Raw genomic sequence first — 19,102 nt, forward strand, 5'->3', positions numbered from 1 at the left:
TACCGGATTATGAAAGTGGATATAACGGAATAATAATATGAAACTGTCGCCAGGCGGGAAATTCGTACGCATTCAGACGTCGGCATTATGTGTAGCTCTGGCACTGGGATGCCCGGTCACCGTCGTTTATTCGGCAGAGAATATTCAGTTTAATACCGATGTGCTGGATGTTAACGATCGAAATAACATTGACCTCAGCCAGTTTTCCCGTGGCGGCTATATTATGCCGGGCAATTACGGGATGGTGGTGCATGTCAATAAAAGTGAATTGCCGGAACAACCTGTTCCTTTTTACGCCCCGGAGGACGACCCGAAGGGCAGCCGGGCCTGTATCGGAAAGGCGCTGGCCGGTCAGCTGGGCTTCCGGGACGCCGTATTGAAAAAACTGAATTGGTGGCACCACGGGGAGTGCCTGGATGAACGCAGCGTTCAGGGGATGTCTGTCCGGGGGGAGCTGGCCACCTCGTCGCTGTACCTGAGCATTCCGCAGGCGTTTCTGGAATACACGGCCGATAACTGGGACCCGCCGTCCCGCTGGGACGACGGCATTCCGGGGGTGTTGTTTGACTACAACGTCAACCTGCGCACCCAGAAACAGCAGGATAGCGGTGCCGGGAGCTATGCGCTCAGCGGCAACGGCACGGCCGGCGCCAACCTGGGCGCCTGGCGACTGCGCGCGGACTGGCAGGCCAACCTTGACCACCAGACCGGCTCGCAGCGCCCGACGCAGAAGCGGCTCGACTGGAGCCGTTACTACGCCTACCGGGCCGTCACCGCCCTGCGTTCGAAGCTGTCGGTGGGGGAGAGTTCTCTGGATTCCGGCATGTTTGACACCTTCCAGTTCACCGGCGCCAGCCTGGTATCGGACGACAACATGCTGCCGCCCAACCTGCGGGGCTATGCGCCGGAAGTGAGCGGGGTAGCCCGCACCAATGCCCGGGTGGTGGTCAGCCAGCAGGGGCGGGTGCTGTACGAGACCACGGTGGCCGCCGGGCCGTTCCGCATTCAGGACATCAGCAACTCGGTCAGCGGCCGGCTCGATGTGCGGGTTGAAGAGCAGGACGGTACGGCACAGGAATTCACCGTCAATACCGCGAATGTCCCTTACCTGACGCGCCCGGGCTCCGTCCGCTTTAAAGTGGCGGCGGGGAAACCCTCTGATTTTGACCACCGTCTGCAGGGGCCGATGTTCGGTACCGGAGAGTTTTCCTGGGGGGTCAGTAACGGCTGGTCGCTGTACGGCGGCGCGCTGGCCGGCGGCAACTACAACGCGCTGGCGCTGGGGACCGGGCGCGACCTGCTGGCGCTGGGTGCGCTCTCCTTCGACGTGACGCAGTCTCGGGCGAAGCTGCCGCAGGAGAAGGCGGCGCTGACCGGGGGCTCGTACCGCCTGAGCTACTCGAAGAACTTCGATGAGTACGACAGCCAGGTGACCTTTGCCGGCTACCGCTTCTCCGAGCGCAACTTCATGAGCATGAGCGGATATCTGGACGCCCGTCAGTACGGGCAGCGGGCGGGGAGCGGCAAGGAGATGTACACCGTCTCCTTTAACAAAAACTTCCGTGACCAGGGGCTGAGCGCCTACCTCAACTACAGCCATGAGACTTACTGGGACCGGCCGGAGAGCGACCGCTACAACCTGACGCTGTCGCGCTACTTCGACCTGGGGCGGCTGCGCAACCTGAGCCTGTCGCTGTCGGCGTACCATAACGAATTCAATGGTACGAAAGACGACGGGGGCTACCTGTCGCTGTCGGTGCCGTGGAGCGACCGCGCCACCGTCAGCTACAGCGCCACGGCCAGCCGTTCGGACACTACCCACCAGGTGGGGTACTACGACCGGGTGAATGAACACGATAACTATCAGCTGAGCGCAGGCGCGTCCCGCCGCGGCGGCAATGCGGCGGCGTATTACAACCATGAGGGCGATATTGCGCAGGTCAGCGCCAATGCCGGCTATCAGGCGGGCAGCTACAGCGCCCTGGGGCTCTCCGCGCAGGGCGGGATGACGCTGACGGCGCAGGGCGGGGCGCTGCACCGCAGCGGCGTGAATGGCGGCACCCGGATGCTGGTCGATACCAGCGGCGTGCCGAATGTCCCGGTCCATGGTTACGGCAGCACCAGCCGGAGCAACGCCTGGGGCAAGGCGGTCATCAGCGATATCAGCAGTTATTACCGCAACAACGCGAGTATTGACCTGAACCAGCTGGGTGACAAAGCGGATGCCACCACGTCGGTGGTACAGGCCACGCTGACGGAGGGGGCCATCGGCTACCGGAAGTTTGACGTTATCGCCGGCGACAAGGCGATGGCCATCCTGCGGCTGGCCGACGGCAGCCGGCCGCCGTTTGGCGCCACGGTCATGAATGCCCGCAAGCAGGTTACCGGCCTGGTTAATGACGGCGGCAGTGTGTACCTGACCGGCATCAACGCCGGTGAAAGGATGACGGTGCACTGGAGCGGCGCAGCCCAGTGTGAGGTGCGTTTACCCGCTCCGTTGCCTGCCGGCATGTTAGAGAAGGCGCTATTACTGCCCTGCCATCCCCTGCGTGCCGGGGAGGCACACACCTTAAAAGAGAGAACAGAGTAATGAAACAACACATCAGCGGCAGAGACGCCGTGCGCTCCACCCCGGTGAAATCCGCTGCGGCGGGGCTGTTGCTGGCGGCGCTGGTTGGCCAGCAGTGCCAGGCGGCGATAGCACTGGACCGTACCCGGGTGGTTTTCGATGGCGCCATGAACTCGGTGAGTCTGGACATCAGCAACCAGAACAAACAGCTGCCGTACCTGGCGCAGGGGTGGCTGGAAGACGAGAAGGGCAACAAAATCACCAGTCCGCTGACGGTTTTGCCGCCGGTACAGCGGATTGAGCCGGGCAAGCCGAGCCAGATAAAAATCCAGGCGCTGCCGGCGGCCAGGCAACTGCCGCAGAACCGGGAAACGCTGTACTACTTCAACCTGCGCGAAATTCCGCCGAGAAGTACCAAGCCCAATACCCTGCAGATTGCGCTGCAGACCCGCATCAAGCTGTTCTACCGCCCGGCGCCGGTCGCGGTCGACAAGAATGCCCCGCCGCCGCAGGAGCAGCTGACGCTCAGCCGCCAGGGGGACAGGTATACCGTCAATAACCCGACGCCGTATTACATCACCCTGGTGGATGCGGGCAGCCGTAAGGGCGCCGCCGGGGCGAAGGATTTTGAACCGGTGATGGTGCCGCCAAAGGGAACGCAGCCGCTGTCGGTCAGCGCCGCCGGTTTGGGGAGCAGCCCCGTGCTGACGTACGTCGATGACTACGGCGGCCGTCCGCAGCTGACCTTTAACTGCGCCGGGGAGTCATGCCGCGTGGTGCCGGATAAAGCACACCAATAACCACCGGACAGGATTTATTACAGGAGTGGAGGGCTATATGACCACAGGAACAGCTAAATGGCCGGTAGTGCAGACGGCGCTGGTCGCCGGAATGCTGCTCTGCCTGCTGCCCCCGGCGCAGGCCGTGGATAACGGGCAGGTTGAAGGGGCGCACGGCCAGCTGTACGTCCATGGCGTCCTGACGGAGAGCGCCTGCCGGCTGGCGATGAACAGCGCGCGCCAGGACGTGGCGCTGGGCGAGACCGGAACGGGGCGGCTGCGTTCGCCGGGCGCGCAGGGCCACCCGGTGTATGTCGAGCTGCGGCTGGAAGACTGCCTGCCGGGGCAGGCCGCGGTGCGGGATGACCGTACCGGCGGGCTGACGCGGGCGGCGGGGCAGCCGGCGGTCTCGGTGAGTTTTCAGGCGCCGCGCGACGCGGACAACCCGGCACTGGTAAAGGCGCAGGGGGTCTCCGGCCTGGGGCTGCGGCTGGAAGACGAAAACGGCCAGGACGTGCGCCTGGGCGAACGCGGGAAGCCCCTGTCGCTGACGCCCGGGCAAAACACCCTGCGTTATATCGTGACCCCGGAGCGTACCCCGGCGGACCTGGTGGCGGGCAGCTACCGCGCCGTGGTGGATTTTCACCTGAGTTATGACTGAGGCGGGCCGTATGGGCAAAACAGTAACAGGGCGGAAGCGACGCTACCTGCTGGCCGGGGTGCTGTGTGCTGCCCCCCTGATGGCGCAGGCCGTCACCAACGTGACGGTGAAGGTCACGGTGACCGCGCCCCCCTGCACGGTGAACGATAACAAGGCCATTGAGGTTAACTTTGGCGATGTGATGACCACCCGGGTGGACGGCACGAACTACCGCAAACAGATCGGCTACAGCCTGTCGTGTGAGGGCGGGGGAGGCAAGGCGATGAAGCTGCAGGTGCAGGGCACCGCCGCCGGGTTCGACAGTGCGCTGTTGGGCACCTCGGTCTCCGGGCTGGGTATCCGGCTGCAGAACGGCAGCAGCAACCTGTCGGTGAACGGCTGGGTGAACTTCACCTATCCGAACAAGCCGGCGCTGTGGGCGGTCCCGGTGCAAAAATCCGGCGTGACCCTGGCCGGTGGTCAGTTTTCCGCCGCCGCGACGTTGAAAGTGGCGTACCAGTAAAAGGAGCCGGCAATGAAAAAACACGCAATAACCCGCATCGCCCTGCTGATCGGCATCACCCTGCTGGCCGGCCCGGGCGTGATGCCGGCGGCACAGGCGACGCCGGGGGAGGTCGCCATGAATTTTCATGGCACGCTGGTTTCGCCGCCGCCCTGCACCATCAGCGAGGGTAACCAGATTGACGTTGATTTTGGCAACATTGGGATCAAGAAGATAAACGGGGTGAACTACCGGCAGAAGCTGAACTACCGGATAACCTGCGAAAAGGGCAGTACTGCCTGGGCCCTGAAACTCTCGCTGGGCGGAAATCCGACCGATTTTGACAAGGAAGCACTGATGTCAAACCGGGGGGTGGGTATCCGGATGTACCAGAACAACAAATCCTTCACCCCTAACAGCACGATTGCCATCAGGCTGGACAACCCGCCGGAGCTGGAGGTGGTGCCGGTAAAAGATCCCACGTATACCCTGGAGAAAGGCCCCTTTGTGGCACGGACAACGTTGAGGGCCGACTACCAGTGAGGAAGGGTTTTATGACATATCAGACCATCAGGCAGTGCCCTCGGGGGCGTCTGTACGCCGGGATTATCCCGCTGCTGTGCGTGCTGGCCGCCACGCCGTTCACCGGCGCGCAGGCGGCCGGCGAAACCCTGGTGTACATGCACGGCACGCTGGTTGCCGAGCCGTGCGTCATCCCGCCGGGAGAGGATGAAATCACCCTGGGCTTTGGCACGGTGGTGGAGAAGTTTTTGTATAAGTACAGCCGTACGCCGGCGCAGCCTTTTTTCATTCATTTGGCGGAATGTGACCTGTCGCTGGGCTCAACGGTCAGGATGACCTTTTTGGGCACGGAGAGCGCGGCTCTGCCGGGGTTGCTGGCCATGGATGCAGGCAGCGGCGCCAAAGGGATAGCGATAGGCATCGAAACGCCGGAGGCAAAGGCGGTAAAAATCAACAAGGCGAGCGATAAATTTGCGCTGCGCTCCGGGGATAACCGCATCCCGTTCAGGGCCTGGGTGCAGGGTGAGCCGCAGGCGATTACCCAGCAGAAGATTACCCCCGGAGCGTTCAGCGCCACGGCGACCTTCGCGCTGGAATATGAATGAGGTGGCTGCCTGCCCGGAAATACCATGTGATAAATGTACAGATAATGTCTTAGGGTTTACGCAGACTGCGCCACCCGGTCTTTGCGTCGGTAAACCCATCGTGAGCGAAGCCTGCGGCTTTTTGAGCGGGCCTGTAACGGAACATCACTGGATGACACCCTGCTGCAGACCGGAAGATTCATATCATGTGTACGACGCCTATTTTACTTCCCTTTGCCACTTACAGTAAACCTCAAGGATTAAAAAATGCGCTGGACCTACTTAGCTCTAACAATTGTTGCTGGGATAGTCTCGATACAAGCCAACGCGACGCAGATACCGCGACTCACCGCGCCTAAGATGACATTCAACGAGGCGTACCAAGAAGGAACTGTGTCAGTTAGCTACTACGACAATCCTGGCCTGGAAAAGATGCCTCTTCCCGTACTATTGGGTAGTAGTAGTACATTTGGCCTCCTGAGCGCCGGGTATAAAATAAAAGGAGAAAACTGGACTATGGGCGAGCCCTGGACCCGTGGCATGGATGAAATGAATGGCTGGCAAGTCAAAATAGATACCCACTACACTCGCACCGTCGGAAAAGCTCTGGAAGAGCTTTATGGCGCGTTTCAGGGGAAATTGTCGAAAGCAGACTGGTATAGCGGGTCTTTCGGTGGTTCAATCGACGGCATGTGTCTTTGCATTGGATTAGAACGGCAGCAGTGCTACACCACGCCAGTATGCACTAGTAACAACCCAAAGATCCTCCATTGCAATATTCCTGCATCTGTTGAGATCACGCACTCTGCTACAGCTGCAGGGCATAACTCCACGATCACGAAAAACGCTAACGTCGACTGTAATCAATCGGGTAGTGTCATGCTGTCATTAACCAATTCAACAGTAAACCTCGGCGGCGGAATAACCAGCTCGCTGAGTATGAATGTTGGGACGGGAGGCGTGTTCTCCGTTATTAAAGGAAACAACCCCTTAACTATAACCAGTAACCTGCATGTGCCTTCCGGTACTTCCCCCGGCAACTACCAGGGCAGCACAACGCTGAAGCTTGAATACCCGTAAATTGTTTTTATCACAACGTGGCCCCTGCCGGTCTTGCGGTGGGGGCTTTTTTGTTATGGCGGAATGGAAATAGTGTGGGAATGCCGCCATCAAAGTTAAGGGCTGATCATTTATTCCAGGTTACGCAGGCTGAGAGCATACGCGAGAGACCAGCGGACACACTGAGCAATAATATCAACGGGATAATGCAGACGACGTAAGGCTTTTCGGAGCAGAGGCATATCACAAAAAGCAGCATATTACCCAACGCGTCCTTAATGCGACACAACAGTTGGCCGTAACGTTACTGTTCGGTTACCGTTCGACTTATTCCAGCGCGATATATGCCGTGAGCTCGGCGTGGTAGGCGCCGGCTTGTGCGCGTCGCAGGTCCCATGTCAGCTCCCCCGTTTTTTCATCGTAGCGGATAATGACGGTCGAGGTGGGATGCGCGTCGTTTACCAGCTTGATATTACCGTCAGCAGCTTCCCTGAATTTTACTGTGTCACCGCTTGCTATTTTTTGCGTCCCCGTCAATGTCAGGAGGGGGATCGTACTTTCAACAGAAGCGTGCAAGGAACGTAAATTTTTTGAGGTCGTAGACTTGAAGTTGTTTTCAAGGGGGCCAGAGTGGTAGGTTACGCCATCCTGGGTGGTGTAAGAGTAAGTGATGGTATCATGAAATGCCGTTCCCCCATTTGACCCAATGTACCCGGGGCAGTCCATACTGATCCCCTCACCGGCAAACCGTAAGCGGATGGTGTTCCACAAACCTCTGGTAATGATCCTTTCAGAGGCGGTAAAGGTGCGTGATGTCCCTTTCGGGATCAACGTGTCAGGCTGGTTAATTACCCGGTGAAAGTCAGACCGTATTGTCGTGTTGTCCATAAGGCGCATCCGGACATCGCTGACGTGCATGTCACATTCTGCCGGCGCGCTTACCGTGACCGCCACCTGGGTAATATCCAGCCCAATTCTCTGGCCGGTTCTTTTGTCTGACTCAGCTTCCCGTACGAACCACCGGTTGACTTCATCGTCCAGCTGAACGGCATGGGACACCATGGGTGAGGTTGTCAGTAGCAGGAGCAGAAGCGTAATTGCTCGTTGCAGGCCCCGGGAACACGCGGTCACTAAAACAAGGTGCTTCCGGGCCAGAGCACGAATCAGAGGGTATATTAATATGCACATGATTTGTTTCCTGATATAGCAGGGCATTATGTCAATGCTGGGCCGCTGCAGTATACTGTCAGTCACGGGCATCGGCCTTCCCTGGCCTGCCGTGAGGGGCGATGAATCAGGCTGTGCCGACGGTCACTTTGGGTTGACCTTGGTAATCCCCAGCCTGTTCAGCAGGCAGGATTACTGCTTTTCGATTTTAATGGTCAGCATACCGTTGTAGGTACCGCCTTCCTGAGTGTCTGCGGGGGTCGCAGTGAGATGTAACGTTGTCCGCAAGTCATTCTTATTGCCATCCAGGTTATGTGTCATGACATGCTTCTCATCAAATTTCGCCCCGGTATCATCTGTAATGGTGGCCTTCACCGGAATGGTGTAATCACCCTGTTTCAGATTGAAATGGTCTTCTGTTGCAGTCTCGTCCCCGGTCACCGTGATTTTTGCTGCATGGTTGTTTGACGTGGTAATCACAATATCGGCATCCATATTTCCTTCAGTAAAGCCCACGGTGTTTTTATCCACAGCCAGCTCCAGTTTCTCCGTTATGTTGGCGGTGATGGTCACGGTGGCGCTGTTATTAGCCTGTGCGCCGGCAGACATCCCTGCCGTTGCCAGAACCAGCAGCGCCAGGATATTGTTGTTAAACGTGTGTTTCATGATATTTCCTCAGTATTGTCAGTCAGTTTAATAAATTCAGTGTTACCGGCAGACCGCAGTGGCTCTGACCGGTGACCGGGCCGCATCCGCTTCGCTGATGTGCCAGTCCGCGTGGCAGGTCTCGCCCGCCCCGCTTCCCCATTTCGCGGTCAGGGTTCCGCTGCGGGCGAGGCCGGTCAGGTAAACCAGGCCGTCATCCCCCACCATGCCGCCGCTGTCGCCGGCGGTCACCGTCGCGCCGAACGGCAGCGGCTTTCCGCCCTTCGTCAGCGTCATCAGTGCCCGCAGGCCGGTTTTCGCCACAAACTCTGCCCGTACAATGGCGCCTTTCGATGGCACCACCCGGGTTACCGGCGCTTCCACCTCGGTCTGCGTATCCAGATGTGCCACATCCAGCGCCACCCGGTTTTCGTGATACTCGCTGGCCCACGGCAGGACGGCATACCCCCGCCCGTCGGTTCTCACGCCGTTGCCGCCTTCCAGCGGAATACCGGCGGCCCCGGGGACAGAGACCAGCACGCTGGTACTGCCCAGCGGCTGGCCGGGCGTTATCCCGCCGCGATGCACCAGCAGGCTACCGGCCGTGTCATAGCTGAACTGGCGGTGGTCGCGCCCCTGGCTGTAACCGGCGGACAGGTCACCGTATGCCCCGCGCCAGGCCAGGCGGCCACTGCCGCTCTCCCCGCTGCGGCGGGAATGGCCCTGTGAGAGCGTCCAGTTCAGGTTGTTCTGCTCCAGCGCCGTGCCGCTCAGCGACGCCTGCTGTGCCATTTCCCCGTCGCCGTCACGGCTGACGCTGGCGGAGGCATACAGCGCTTTACCGGCACCGGCGAACAGGCTGCTCAGCGGCACGGACAGCGACAGGTTCATCCCGCGGTCCGTACGGTGCTGCGATGGGCTGTAGCTCTCGCTGTAGCCCAGGCTGTAGCTGACCGGGCCCAGGGCACTGCTGTAGCCGGCCTGCAGAGAGGTGCTGGCCCCCCGGCTGTTCCAGAAGGTCTGGCGGCTGCCGGTGAGATACAGTGAACTGCTGTTTCCCATTCGCTGGGAGACGTTCATTTCCATCCTCTCGCGACGGTTGTCCTTCAGGTTGTACCAGTCGCTCACCGGGCGAGGCAGCAGCCTGCCCGTCGCGTCACGCTGCTGTTCGCTCATCCAGCCGCTCATGTACGACCGGTTGCTCTCCTCCAGGGTGAAGAAACCCCGGGTGGAGTAACGGTAACCGGCTAGCTGGAAGGTGGTGCCGGTGGTGTCAAAGGCCCGGCTGTAAAGAAAGCGCACGGACTGCCCGCGGTGGCAGCTGCCGTCGGCAAGCCGGCTATCCGCATGGGTCACATCCGCCGAAAATGCCCCCCAGGCTCCCATATTGATACCGCTGCCCAGGGCGGCGGAGCGGTATTTCCGGGAATACTGCATTCCCCCGTAGGCGGTCACGCCGTATGGCAGCCCCCGTGACAGGGTGCCCTGCACCACGCCCGGATGCTGCGGGTCATGGCGGCCACTTTCGCGCAGCTGACCGGCATGCAGGGCATAGCGGGTGCGCCCCTCCCTGAGCAGAACCGGCAGGGTGGCGTAAGGCACCGTAAAGATACGGGCGCTGCCGTCCGCTTCGGTGACCGTCACTTCCAGGTCACCGCTGGAGTACATCGGGTTAATGTCATCAATCACAAACTCACCCGGGGCCACGTTGGTCTCATACACCACGTATCCGCTCTGGCGGATGCGGACGCGGGCATTGCTCAGCGCAGTACCGCGGATGACCGGGGCATAGCCCCGCTCCTGGTCCGGGTACATGCTGTCGTCCGTCATCAGGCTGACGCCCCGCAGCCCGGCAGAGTCAAAAATACTGCCGTCCGTGGTGGTGTCGCCGGCGACCAACGCGCTGCGCCAGGTGGGAATGCCGCGCTCCAGCCAGGTGCGTCCGTGGCGCCATTCGCGGCTGTGGGTCTGGCCGCTGCGGTAATCGCTCATGGTGCGCTCGTCGCGCAGCCGCCACGGCCCGGCATTGAGGCCGGCATTCAGGCGCAGGTAATGGCTGCTGCTGCGCCCATAGCGCCCGGCGCCGTTGGTGCCGCTGAAGTCATAGTTCAGCATCCCGGCGGTGATACCGTTATCCCAGCGCTCCGGCGATACCCAGTTACGCGGGCGTTTCTGCATCCATTTGTGCGGTATGCTGATATCCAGACGCATCTGCTGAAAATCGAACCGGGTAGTGGCCTGTGGGATAACGCTGCCCGGCGACAGCGGCTGTCCGTTATTCTTTTCTGCCGGCGTACTGTCCCCGAAGGCTTCAGGCCGCACCCCCATCTCCGTCAAATCACGACGGGTCAGCGCGGCCATCAGCCCGGTGCCGTCGGTGACACCGGCACGCTTTTCATCGGTATCCGCCGCAATAAAGTTCAGGTCGCGGATGCCCAGCGGCTCCTGATTGATAAAAACGCTCACCTTATAGCTGCCGGGCAACTGCTCCCCCTTGGTGAAGCGGGCCAGGTCAATGCCTTCTCCGGTCTCGGAAATCAGCCCGGGCGGAAACCAGAGGTCTTCTGCCGCCACGCCGTGGTTGCAGAGCAGGGCGGCAGCCACGGCGGCCAGGCGGAGTGCGGGGTGTCGTGTCAGTTTCATGTCGTCTCCCCGGCCACTCAGCGCAGCGTGCCGCGGCCCGGGTCCGTGCCGCCGTAGTCGTTAACCGCGTTCCAGGTGACGGTGCCGCCGCCGCTGCTGGCCGGCAGGGCCACGGAAGCGCTGCCCAGCGGTGGAACCATCACATTCTCCAGCGTTTTTCCGCCGGCACGCAGGTCCGTCAGGGTCAGGTAATAGGGGGTCGGATTACGGATATCCAGCTTTCCGCCGCGGCGGGTGAATTCCAGCGCATCGGTGGCTTTTTCACGGGCCGGGCTGAGCCCGGCCGGGCGGACAAAAAGCTTGATGCGCAAGACGGTGGCCACCACCAGGCCGCCATGGGCTTTCTCCATGGCCTGCCGGTTCACGGACGGGATGGCCTTGACGTTCATGTAGTAGAGGCTCTCACGGTCGTGCGGATGCGGCACGCCGGCAGAGATGATGCGCAGGGTATTTTCGTTACCCGGCGCACTGGTGTAGAGCGGTGGGGTGACCACAAAGTCACCGGTCTTGGTTCCGTCGGCTTTTTCCACCCAGGACTGCATCAGATAGGTGGAGGAAGCGGTGCCGTTTTTAACGGACAGGGTGCTCTGCTGCGCATCCGCCGGGAACACCACCCGGCTGGCGCCGAGCGAGATACCGCCGGCGGCGGCAGCCGGCCCGCAGCACAGGGCTGACAGGCTGAGCAGTACGGTAGCGATAATTTTCTGTGAAAAATGCTTCATGGTTTTAGTTCACCTTATGTAATGAACAGTCAGGTGATTAAATTCCCTCATTCCCGAATGCGGACGCAGTCCGCCCGTTATGCCGTGGCCATGCTCCGGCATGTTATTCAGTGAGGATTTATATTTCCCGGCTGTTTTCACTGCGACAATAGATATTTTTGCCATGTATCCCTATGGAAGTTTCAATAACGTCCGGCAGGGTGACATGATGCCTGTTTATAACGGCATGCGGCGATGATGAGTCACCGCGTTGCTGAGCTCCCGATGGAGCCGTCTCAGGTCGGTAAAGTAATCATCCCGGGTGCCATGGCGGTGCAGATATTCCACCGCAGAGTTAAATAATATAAGCAGGGTGAAATGCCGCTCTGAATATTGCCCTGCTGCGATGGGGGTAATTATCCACACAGAAAGTTAACACTCAATCTGACAAGTACGAAAGCAAAAAGAGGCCGGAAGGCGAGGGTGTAAAATACGTTTTTTCGTCGGTATCTCATTGTGTTATCCCGCCTGATGTCAACGGACATGCGTTTCGCACCAGGCACCGCATTCGTCTTTTAAGCGCAATATACAAAAAGCACTGCGGCCAGTGCCGCAGTGACCCTCAGGGAAACTGTCATGGCAATCATGGGATGGTGCGGCAGGCTCTCGGCAGGTGGCTCAGTGGCGATATATGCCGCGTGGCGGAATAGCGGCAGTGTCAGAATGCCGCGGTCAAAGCTAAGGACTTTCTGATTTGTTCTAATGAATATGATAGACGATACATATATATTAACTAACGGTAAATACGCCAACAGGCTGCGCCGGCTCGGTAGGTTATAAAGGCAGGGGCAGTGTGCTCTGTGAGACCCTATATTGCCCGGTAAGAGCCGCGTTGGTTGTTTATTGATGTTCATTAACCCCCTGTCAATCATCTGAAAAACGGGTTTAAATAACACATGTTAACCAAGAAATTTAAAAAAACATTATTTTGCTACGTCTGGCGGTTATTGCTTTTATCTTGCGCGTTGTTCTGGGCAATTGTCACCCTGGGGCTGGTGTTGATGATTAGTTAAATGATCCTTGTAACAACGGGGTATTATATTGAATGTTCGGAGACTATATGATGCTAAAACATGTCAGAATCAGGGCGCTGATGTTGCTGGTGGCGATGCTGGTGGCGTTAAACGGCTGTACATCCTACAACGCGGTAACGGTCAGCCATAAACCCCTCAGCCACGGTAGCTACGTTGTGACCGATCCGCCTCTCTATGCCGGAGATAAAATACGCTATCAGCTTAACAACGGGCAAAAAGGCGAGATGGTCGTAGCCCGCCTCACGCCGCAGGCGATTGTGGGCCAGAATGGCGTAACGCTTCCGGCAGCAGAGCTCAGTTCGCTGGAAAAACAGGCGGTTTCCGCGGCGAAAACCGGCGCGGCCGTCGGTGGGGGCATTGCGGCCACCACCCTGGTTGTTGCCATCTTAACCGTATCTCTGGCATCAGCCATGGTGGCGGGTATGGCTGCCGGCTGAAAAATAATGTACTCCAAACGCCATATTTCCCGATGCGGCACTTAATTGTAATGCAGCTGCTCACTACCTCGTGGCCCTTATAAACAGTAGAGGGCATTCATGGTCAGAAACCTGTTCTAAAATTCCTGACCATGCCTGTTTTTACTCCTAAATTTATATGGTAGTCACAATCAATGACGCGGTGTAAGAAAAACTTTCATCACTGTTAATCTTACCGCGGTTTCGTTTCCCCGTTGCTTTATCGTATCCATCGGAAGCTGTTACCGGTATGAAACTGAACTTGACTTTTTTACTCGTTTCGCCATGAAATACCACCGTTTCAAACATGGTGTTTAGCCAGAATGGTATATTATATTTGTCGAGATATACTTTTTCTCCATTCGTCTGCCACCCGATATAGCCATCATGTAAATGATACTGACGGTCTTTGGGAACGAGACTATCTTTTATCTCCCGACTAAAGGATGGTCTGCAGAACTCATTAAGCATGAAACGGTATGTGGATATTTGTGCGAAGACCACCGATTCATCCTCATTTTTACCCTGGGAATTGGTGACCTGAGTAGGCCCCAGTGCGTAGTCAAACGGAAAATACAGAGAACCGTTGGTTGAGCTAAGCGCTGAACTGCCGCGTATCTGCGTTCCAGGGGTAAATGCCAGTTTTAGGGTGCCAACCCGGCAGTCTTCTCCCCCTGATGCTTGTACCGTTATCTTTGCGCCGCCGGTATCATTCAGTCGCAGCTCTTTCCGCCCCGAATCATCTACCCTGATGCTCCCCGTGATAGTCGTCCCCTCTGAAGTGACCGTGACGCCGCACGGGTCTTCCTTGGTAATGCTGATATCTGAGTGAAGATTCACGCCCTCAGCCGAAGCCTGTAATGCCGCTGCTGATAACACCAGCGCCAGGGTTAGTTGTTGCGGAACATACCGTCTTTTTTTCATTTTTTCAGTGTTCATATAACGCCACACACTCCCGTCGTTAAATTTTCGGGCTTCTGTTACTGCAGCGTCACATTCAGCGTGAAGGGCAGGCTGATCGTCTCACCATTCTCAACCGCCCTCAGTTTCACCGTACCATCACTTTTTTCTGGGTTCTTCGCCAGCAGCACCCCCACGCCAATCAGCGCACTTTTAACTTTCTGGCCGGCTTCCAGGGTGGCCGAATAACTCAGGGCTGCACTGTTCCCCCTTTTTGCGAGAGGGGCAACGCCATTGGCGGCCAGATAGCTGTCGGTTAGCGGGATCGCGGTGTTGCTACCAAAATCAGCCACGCCGGTAACTTCCGCCATTGCTGAATGCACAACGCTTTCTGATTGCGTATGACTGTCACCTGCGGCATCCTTGACCGTGACTTTACTCAGGGCGATGGCTTTCGCTGCCGTGCCTGCCGTATCAGTAAACAACGCTAGCTTGGTCGCCACCGGCATATAACGCCAGTACCCCTCATGCTGGGTGGCAATTAAGTATACCTTCTTAGCCAGATCCGGCTCCTTAAGTGCACTCGGTGCATCTGCGTCAAAGCTCAAATTTGCCAGGCTGCAACCCGGGCTGGAGTCATCGGTTAACTTCACTCTGATAAGCAGTGGGCTGTTGCTGTCGCTCTCCCCTTTGGTTAAATTCCCACTCTGGGCGTTTTTAGCGAGCGTCCATTTAGGTGACCAGGCGGTTTTCCCCACGGGAGCGACATTGATAGCACAGGTGTCCACCGCTTCCACACTCAGGGTGGTAGTCAGCGTTACGGAGTTGCCCTCGGCAAACACGCCGCCGCTGCAAACCATAACCAGCGCGGCCAATGTTGATAGGTGAAGTTTATTTTTCATTTTTCTTACCATTACCTTATTTAGGTTAATAAAAATTCCGAAAATTATTGGTCGATTACATATACCGTGATGAGGACATCAACGATGCAGTTATGAACATATAGGTGAATATTCCTGGTGTTATTGTGCCCCCTCGCTGGCGAATGTAAAACGAAACCAGAATAAAAACAAATTTCCCAAATGGAAAGCTCATGCAGTGTGCGGGCGGCAGGATACGTCCCAACGGCCATCATTATATTTTTGGTTTTTTCTGGGTTCGCATTTTTCAATGCAGAGTATGTTTCCATTTTGGAAATTTGTTTTTAATTTAATATTGTTTGTAATATACCCCGATCTTTGGAAGGCTGTTTTCTAAGATAACGTTTTCAGCACTCTGCCGGTTAACCGACGAATGCTTGGCTATTTATTTTTTAGGTATAAAACCAGATAATGAAAAGTAAAATTAAACAACATACGGCACTGTGGCTTCTTTTGACGGTGCTGGGGGCCACGGCGGCCCAGGCCGAAACGAATAACGGCGGCGTGATGCTGAGCGGCACTCGCCTGATCTACGACGGGAATAAAAATGTTGCGGGCATAACCGTGACTAATTCCGCTGCCGATGATGTCTGGCTGATGCGTTTTTGGATATCGCCTTATGGGGATAAAGCGGATAAAGAGCAAGGGAAAAACAATAAGCCCCCTTCGTGGTTACCCCGCCGCTGTATCGGCTGGATCCAGACGCAACGGTGCAATTGAGAGTTAACCAGATGAAGGACAGCCTGCCACAAGATCGCGAGTCGGTATTCTACCTGAACAGCCTGGCTATTCCGCCGAAGAAAGGGGAAAAAAACTTCCAGAAATCAGTGCAGGGCGGGCTGCAGTTTGCGGTTAACACGCGTATCAAAATGTTCTATCGCCCGGCGGCGGTCAGTAATGTCGCTGCCGTGAAGGGGGCGCCGAACAAACTGTCGGTCGCGGTAAAGGGTAAGGCGATGTCGATCAACAACCCGACGCCGTACTTTATCACGCTAAGTCAGATTGCCATCAACGGCGCGCCGGTTCAGACAGAGCAAGACACCATGGTGCCCCCCTTTGGCGACATCCGGCTCCCTGCGGGGGCTCCTCATGGCACCCTGAGCTACAGCACCATTGACGATCGTGGCATGACCACTCCGGTGCTTAAAAAAACATTCTGACCGCTTTGTCGCATTATTTTATTTGGCTTGTCTCGCTTATCACGTTTTGTGGGGGGAAAGCCGTTTTTTTTGATTATTGGGATGTCGGAGTATGACGCGGTCCAGGTATGTAGTCGGAATTCTCGCGTTCACCATGATGATGAGTCGGGATATCGTCGCTGCCCCCCCGCTGGCAGGGACAAGGCAGGTAGCCGACAGCGCCGTAGAAGATTCACCGGCGCTGACGTTTGATAGTGATTTTCTCTCCCTGGGCCAGGATGATGCCAGCGACGAAAAACATGTGGATCTGTCCTATTTCGCTCACCGGGGGGGGATGAGCCCGGGGCGCTATTCTGTGGCGGTCAGCGTCAACGGTAAAACGGTGGACGAAGGCCGGCTGGTCACTTTCAGCTCCCGGCCGGACCAGCCTGGAAAGCTGTATGCCTGCGTCACCGCTGACGAATTACTGAACTGGTGGGGCATTATGGCTTCAGGGAAGGAAGACCTGTCGGGCGCTGGCTCTTTACCTCCCGCCGTGGGCGCCAGGGAGCAGCAGCCGGCCCAGCGAAAGGCGGTCAGCTGCCCTACCGGGGGCGTTACCGCCCTGGTTCCTTATGCGCAGGAAACCTTTGATTTTAACCACCGCCTGTTGTCTCTGACCGTTCCGCAGGCGTCGCTGGGGCCGGCCTCGCGGTTGCGTGTTCCCGCGCATCTGTGGGATGACGGGATCCCCGCACTATTAATGAATTACAACTATACCGGCAGTCAGCAACTACGCGGGGCGCAGAAAGCCGGCAGCGATTTTGTCGGGTTGAACGGTCAACTGAATCTGGGGGGATGGCGTCTGCGAAATGACCTGACGGCTTACCGGCAACAGCGGGGAATGATCGAATGGAATCTGTCCAGAGGGTATGCCCAGCATGGATTTTCCCGTTTTGGCGGCGGGCAGATGACGCTGGGATATACGTCATCATCCGGCGGCAGCGTGGATTCGGTGTCGTTTATGGGGATCAAAGTGGATTCAGATGACGGGATGCTGGATCCGGCCTTTACGACGTATACGCCGGCGATTACCGGGATTGCCGGCACGCCGGCCACCATCACGGCGCGCCAGTACGGTAAGGTGATCTTTCAGCAGAATGTTCCCCAGGGGCCTTTTTCGCTGACAGATTTCAATCGTAGCGGCAGCGGGGATGTGGAGGTGGAAGTCCGTGAGACCGACGGAACAGTCCGGCATTTTACCCTGGCGCAGGCCAGCAGCGGCGTACTGATGCGGCAGGGGGCGCGCAGCTACAGCTTCTCCGCCGGCAAAGCCTCTGAGAGCCGGGGATATGTCGATGACCGTTTTATACAGGGGGGGGGGAGTTACGGAACCGGCGCCAATACCACGATAACCACCGGCATGCTGCTGTCGCGTGATTATCAGGCTCTGGCGCTCGGCGGCGGATTTTACGCCGGGCGCTGGGGGGCATTTACCTACACCCTGAAAGGCTCCCGCGCCAGCCTTGCCGCCGTGCCGGGGCGCTATGGCGTCGCTCGGGGCCTGAGCCAGGATCTGAATTGGTCGCGCAGTTTCGGCGACACCTCAGTCGGCGTCGCCTATCGCCGCAGCCTGACCGAAAATGCATACGGCTACAGCACGCTGCTGGGTTTGTCTGCCGAAACCCCAGCTGAAGCCGCCGGGCGCCATCAGGGGGAGCATGACAGCCTGGCGCTGACCCTGTCCCGCGCTCTGGGGAACTGGGGCAGCATCGTTTTGAATGGTTCCCGCACCACCTCATGGGGGGGAGCGGAAAACAGCAGAATGTCACGCTGGGATATAACACCACCATAAAGGATGTGGGGGTCAGCTTGTCCGCCGGCGTCAGCAGTATGACGGAAAGTTACCGCAGTGCAGGCCATGGATTTTCTGACGAGCCGGTATATAACCTGGCGTCAGACAGAAAAACGCAGCGCACCGTCGCTCTTAATATCTCCCTTCCTCTGGGTAAATGGCTGGGTTCCGGCAGAGGGCATTACTCATGGAGCCGCTCTGGCGGCAGCGTCAGTCAGCAGGCGGGATTCAGCGGTTCAGCCATGAACAACCGGCTGGCTTACTCGCTGTCACAGAGTTTGCAGGGTAACCGGGGGGGCAACCTCAGTCTGGGTTACGAAGGCGAGTCTGCGTCGTTCAGCGGCGGTTACAGTTATGGTGGCAACGACACCCTTTCATACAGCATGAACGGCGGGCTGGCGTTGCATTCACAGGGGGTGACGCTGGGTAAATCCCTGGCGCTGGGTGGGGGCAACGCGCTGGTGGTTATCCCCGGGGCGCCGGGCGTGCGGGTTGGCGATGCCACCACCGACTGGCATGGCCTGGCTTTGATCGGGGGCATGACGCCCTATGACCGTAACCGCGTAAGCGTTGATATGCTCAAGCTGCCGGAGGATATGGAGCTGGATGCTTCCAGCAAAAATGTGGTGCCGACGCGCGGCGCCCTGGTCAGGGTGCCGTTTCGCGGCAAAACGGGATACCGGATCTTGTTGGGCCTACAGTACCGTGGCAGACCGGTTCTTTTTGGCTCGGTGGTGACGCTGAAGCAAAAGACATCCGGCGGATACCCGATATCCGGCATCGTCGGGGAAGACGGGCAGGCCTACCTGTCGGGGATGCCTGCCGGCGGCACCGTAGTTGTCAACTGGGGCAATGCTCCGGATGAACAGTGCACTGCAGACTACAAACTGCCGGCAAACGCAGACAAAGGGCATCCGCTTGAAGTGGCGGCGGTATGCCATTCGTGAAG

The 19,102-nt window shown here is 58.0% G+C and carries 17 protein-coding genes and 2 pseudogenes; 12 read left to right on the forward strand and 7 right to left on the reverse strand.

Going from position 1 to position 19,102, the window contains the following annotated elements:
* The first annotated feature begins 37 nt into the window (after nucleotides 1–37).
* From D7I37_RS17705 to D7I37_RS17735, 7 genes are all read left to right on the forward strand, one after another.
* Complete coding sequence (locus D7I37_RS17705; RefSeq protein ID WP_129544097.1) at nucleotides 38–2,590, forward strand: outer membrane usher protein; 2,553 nt, start codon at nucleotides 38–40, stop codon at nucleotides 2,588–2,590.
* On the forward strand, nucleotides 2,590–3,369 hold the full coding sequence (locus tag D7I37_RS17710) for a fimbria/pilus periplasmic chaperone (RefSeq protein ID WP_129544098.1): 780 nt from the start codon (nucleotides 2,590–2,592) through the stop codon (nucleotides 3,367–3,369). The genes D7I37_RS17705 and D7I37_RS17710 overlap by 1 nt, the downstream gene beginning before the upstream one ends.
* 37 nt (nucleotides 3,370–3,406) lie before the next feature.
* Nucleotides 3,407–4,009 (forward strand): fimbrial protein, encoded by a 603-nt coding sequence (locus D7I37_RS17715; RefSeq protein WP_129544099.1) that lies wholly within the window; start codon nucleotides 3,407–3,409, stop codon nucleotides 4,007–4,009.
* 10 nt (nucleotides 4,010–4,019) lie between these two features.
* The gene (locus tag D7I37_RS17720; protein ID WP_129544100.1) at nucleotides 4,020–4,511 is read left to right on the forward strand and encodes a fimbrial protein; all 492 of its coding nucleotides are present in this window, start codon (nucleotides 4,020–4,022) and stop codon (nucleotides 4,509–4,511) included.
* Between the two features lie 12 nt (nucleotides 4,512–4,523).
* On the forward strand, nucleotides 4,524–5,033 hold the full coding sequence (locus D7I37_RS17725) for a fimbrial protein (protein ID WP_242502710.1): 510 nt from the start codon (nucleotides 4,524–4,526) through the stop codon (nucleotides 5,031–5,033).
* Nucleotides 5,034–5,044: 11 nt separating this feature from the next.
* Complete coding sequence (locus tag D7I37_RS17730) at nucleotides 5,045–5,617, forward strand: fimbrial protein (RefSeq protein WP_129544101.1); 573 nt, start codon at nucleotides 5,045–5,047, stop codon at nucleotides 5,615–5,617.
* Between the two features lie 246 nt (nucleotides 5,618–5,863).
* A complete protein-coding gene (locus D7I37_RS17735; protein ID WP_129544102.1) occupies nucleotides 5,864–6,676 on the forward strand; it encodes a hypothetical protein in 813 nt (270 codons plus the stop codon).
* Nucleotides 6,677–6,789: 113 nt separating this feature from the next.
* Here the strand turns inward: D7I37_RS17735 and D7I37_RS17740 are convergent.
* The 5 genes and pseudogenes from D7I37_RS17740 to D7I37_RS17760 form a co-directional block, all read right to left on the reverse strand.
* A pseudogene (locus tag D7I37_RS17740) lies at nucleotides 6,790–6,897 on the reverse strand (IS6 family transposase); the annotation flags it as partial.
* Between the two features lie 85 nt (nucleotides 6,898–6,982).
* Nucleotides 6,983–7,543: a hypothetical protein gene (locus tag D7I37_RS17745; protein ID WP_129544103.1), complete on the reverse strand. Its 561-nt coding sequence runs from the start codon at nucleotides 7,541–7,543 to the stop codon at nucleotides 6,983–6,985.
* 471 nt (nucleotides 7,544–8,014) lie between these two features.
* Nucleotides 8,015–8,488 (reverse strand): hypothetical protein, encoded by a 474-nt coding sequence (locus tag D7I37_RS17750; protein WP_129544104.1) that lies wholly within the window; start codon nucleotides 8,486–8,488, stop codon nucleotides 8,015–8,017.
* Nucleotides 8,489–8,530: 42 nt separating this feature from the next.
* Entirely contained in the window at nucleotides 8,531–11,110 is a 2,580-nt protein-coding gene (locus D7I37_RS17755) for a fimbria/pilus outer membrane usher protein (protein ID WP_129544105.1), read from the reverse strand.
* A 17-nt stretch (nucleotides 11,111–11,127) separates the two neighbouring features.
* Entirely contained in the window at nucleotides 11,128–11,832 is a 705-nt protein-coding gene (locus D7I37_RS17760) for a fimbria/pilus periplasmic chaperone (protein ID WP_129544106.1), read from the reverse strand.
* A gap of 1,099 nt (nucleotides 11,833–12,931) precedes the next feature.
* Between D7I37_RS17760 and D7I37_RS17765 the strand changes: the two genes are divergently transcribed.
* Nucleotides 12,932–13,342 carry a hypothetical protein gene (locus D7I37_RS17765; RefSeq protein ID WP_129544107.1) on the forward strand — a complete coding sequence of 137 codons (411 nt, stop codon included), beginning with the start codon at nucleotides 12,932–12,934 and terminating at the stop codon, nucleotides 13,340–13,342.
* 153 nt (nucleotides 13,343–13,495) lie between these two features.
* Here D7I37_RS17765 and D7I37_RS17770 read toward each other — a convergent pair whose 3' ends face one another.
* A complete protein-coding gene (locus D7I37_RS17770; protein WP_129544108.1) occupies nucleotides 13,496–14,299 on the reverse strand; it encodes a hypothetical protein in 804 nt (267 codons plus the stop codon).
* 41 nt (nucleotides 14,300–14,340) lie between these two features.
* Complete coding sequence (locus D7I37_RS17775; RefSeq protein WP_129544109.1) at nucleotides 14,341–15,162, reverse strand: hypothetical protein; 822 nt, start codon at nucleotides 15,160–15,162, stop codon at nucleotides 14,341–14,343.
* 429 nt (nucleotides 15,163–15,591) lie between these two features.
* Between D7I37_RS17775 and D7I37_RS17780 the strand changes: the two genes are divergently transcribed.
* From D7I37_RS17780 to D7I37_RS27410, 4 genes and pseudogenes are all read left to right on the forward strand, one after another.
* Nucleotides 15,592–15,900 carry a fimbria/pilus periplasmic chaperone gene (locus tag D7I37_RS17780; protein ID WP_129544110.1) on the forward strand — a complete coding sequence of 103 codons (309 nt, stop codon included), beginning with the start codon at nucleotides 15,592–15,594 and terminating at the stop codon, nucleotides 15,898–15,900.
* A complete protein-coding gene (locus tag D7I37_RS27595) occupies nucleotides 15,891–16,340 on the forward strand; it encodes a molecular chaperone (protein WP_256369334.1) in 450 nt (149 codons plus the stop codon). Before D7I37_RS17780 ends, D7I37_RS27595 begins: the two co-directional genes overlap by 10 nt.
* Nucleotides 16,341–16,479: 139 nt before the next feature.
* Nucleotides 16,480–18,755: pseudogene (locus D7I37_RS17790) on the forward strand (fimbria/pilus outer membrane usher protein); the annotation flags it as partial.
* Entirely contained in the window at nucleotides 18,750–19,100 is a 351-nt protein-coding gene (locus D7I37_RS27410; protein ID WP_242502924.1) for a FimD/PapC C-terminal domain-containing protein, read from the forward strand. The pseudogene D7I37_RS17790 and the gene D7I37_RS27410, both read left to right, overlap by 6 nt.
* The last annotated feature ends 2 nt before the right edge of the window (nucleotides 19,101–19,102 follow it).

The sequence above is a fragment of the Serratia sp. 1D1416 genome, assembly GCF_003641105.1.
In the GTDB taxonomy this organism is placed as follows: Bacteria; Pseudomonadota; Gammaproteobacteria; order Enterobacterales; family Enterobacteriaceae; genus Serratia; species Serratia ficaria.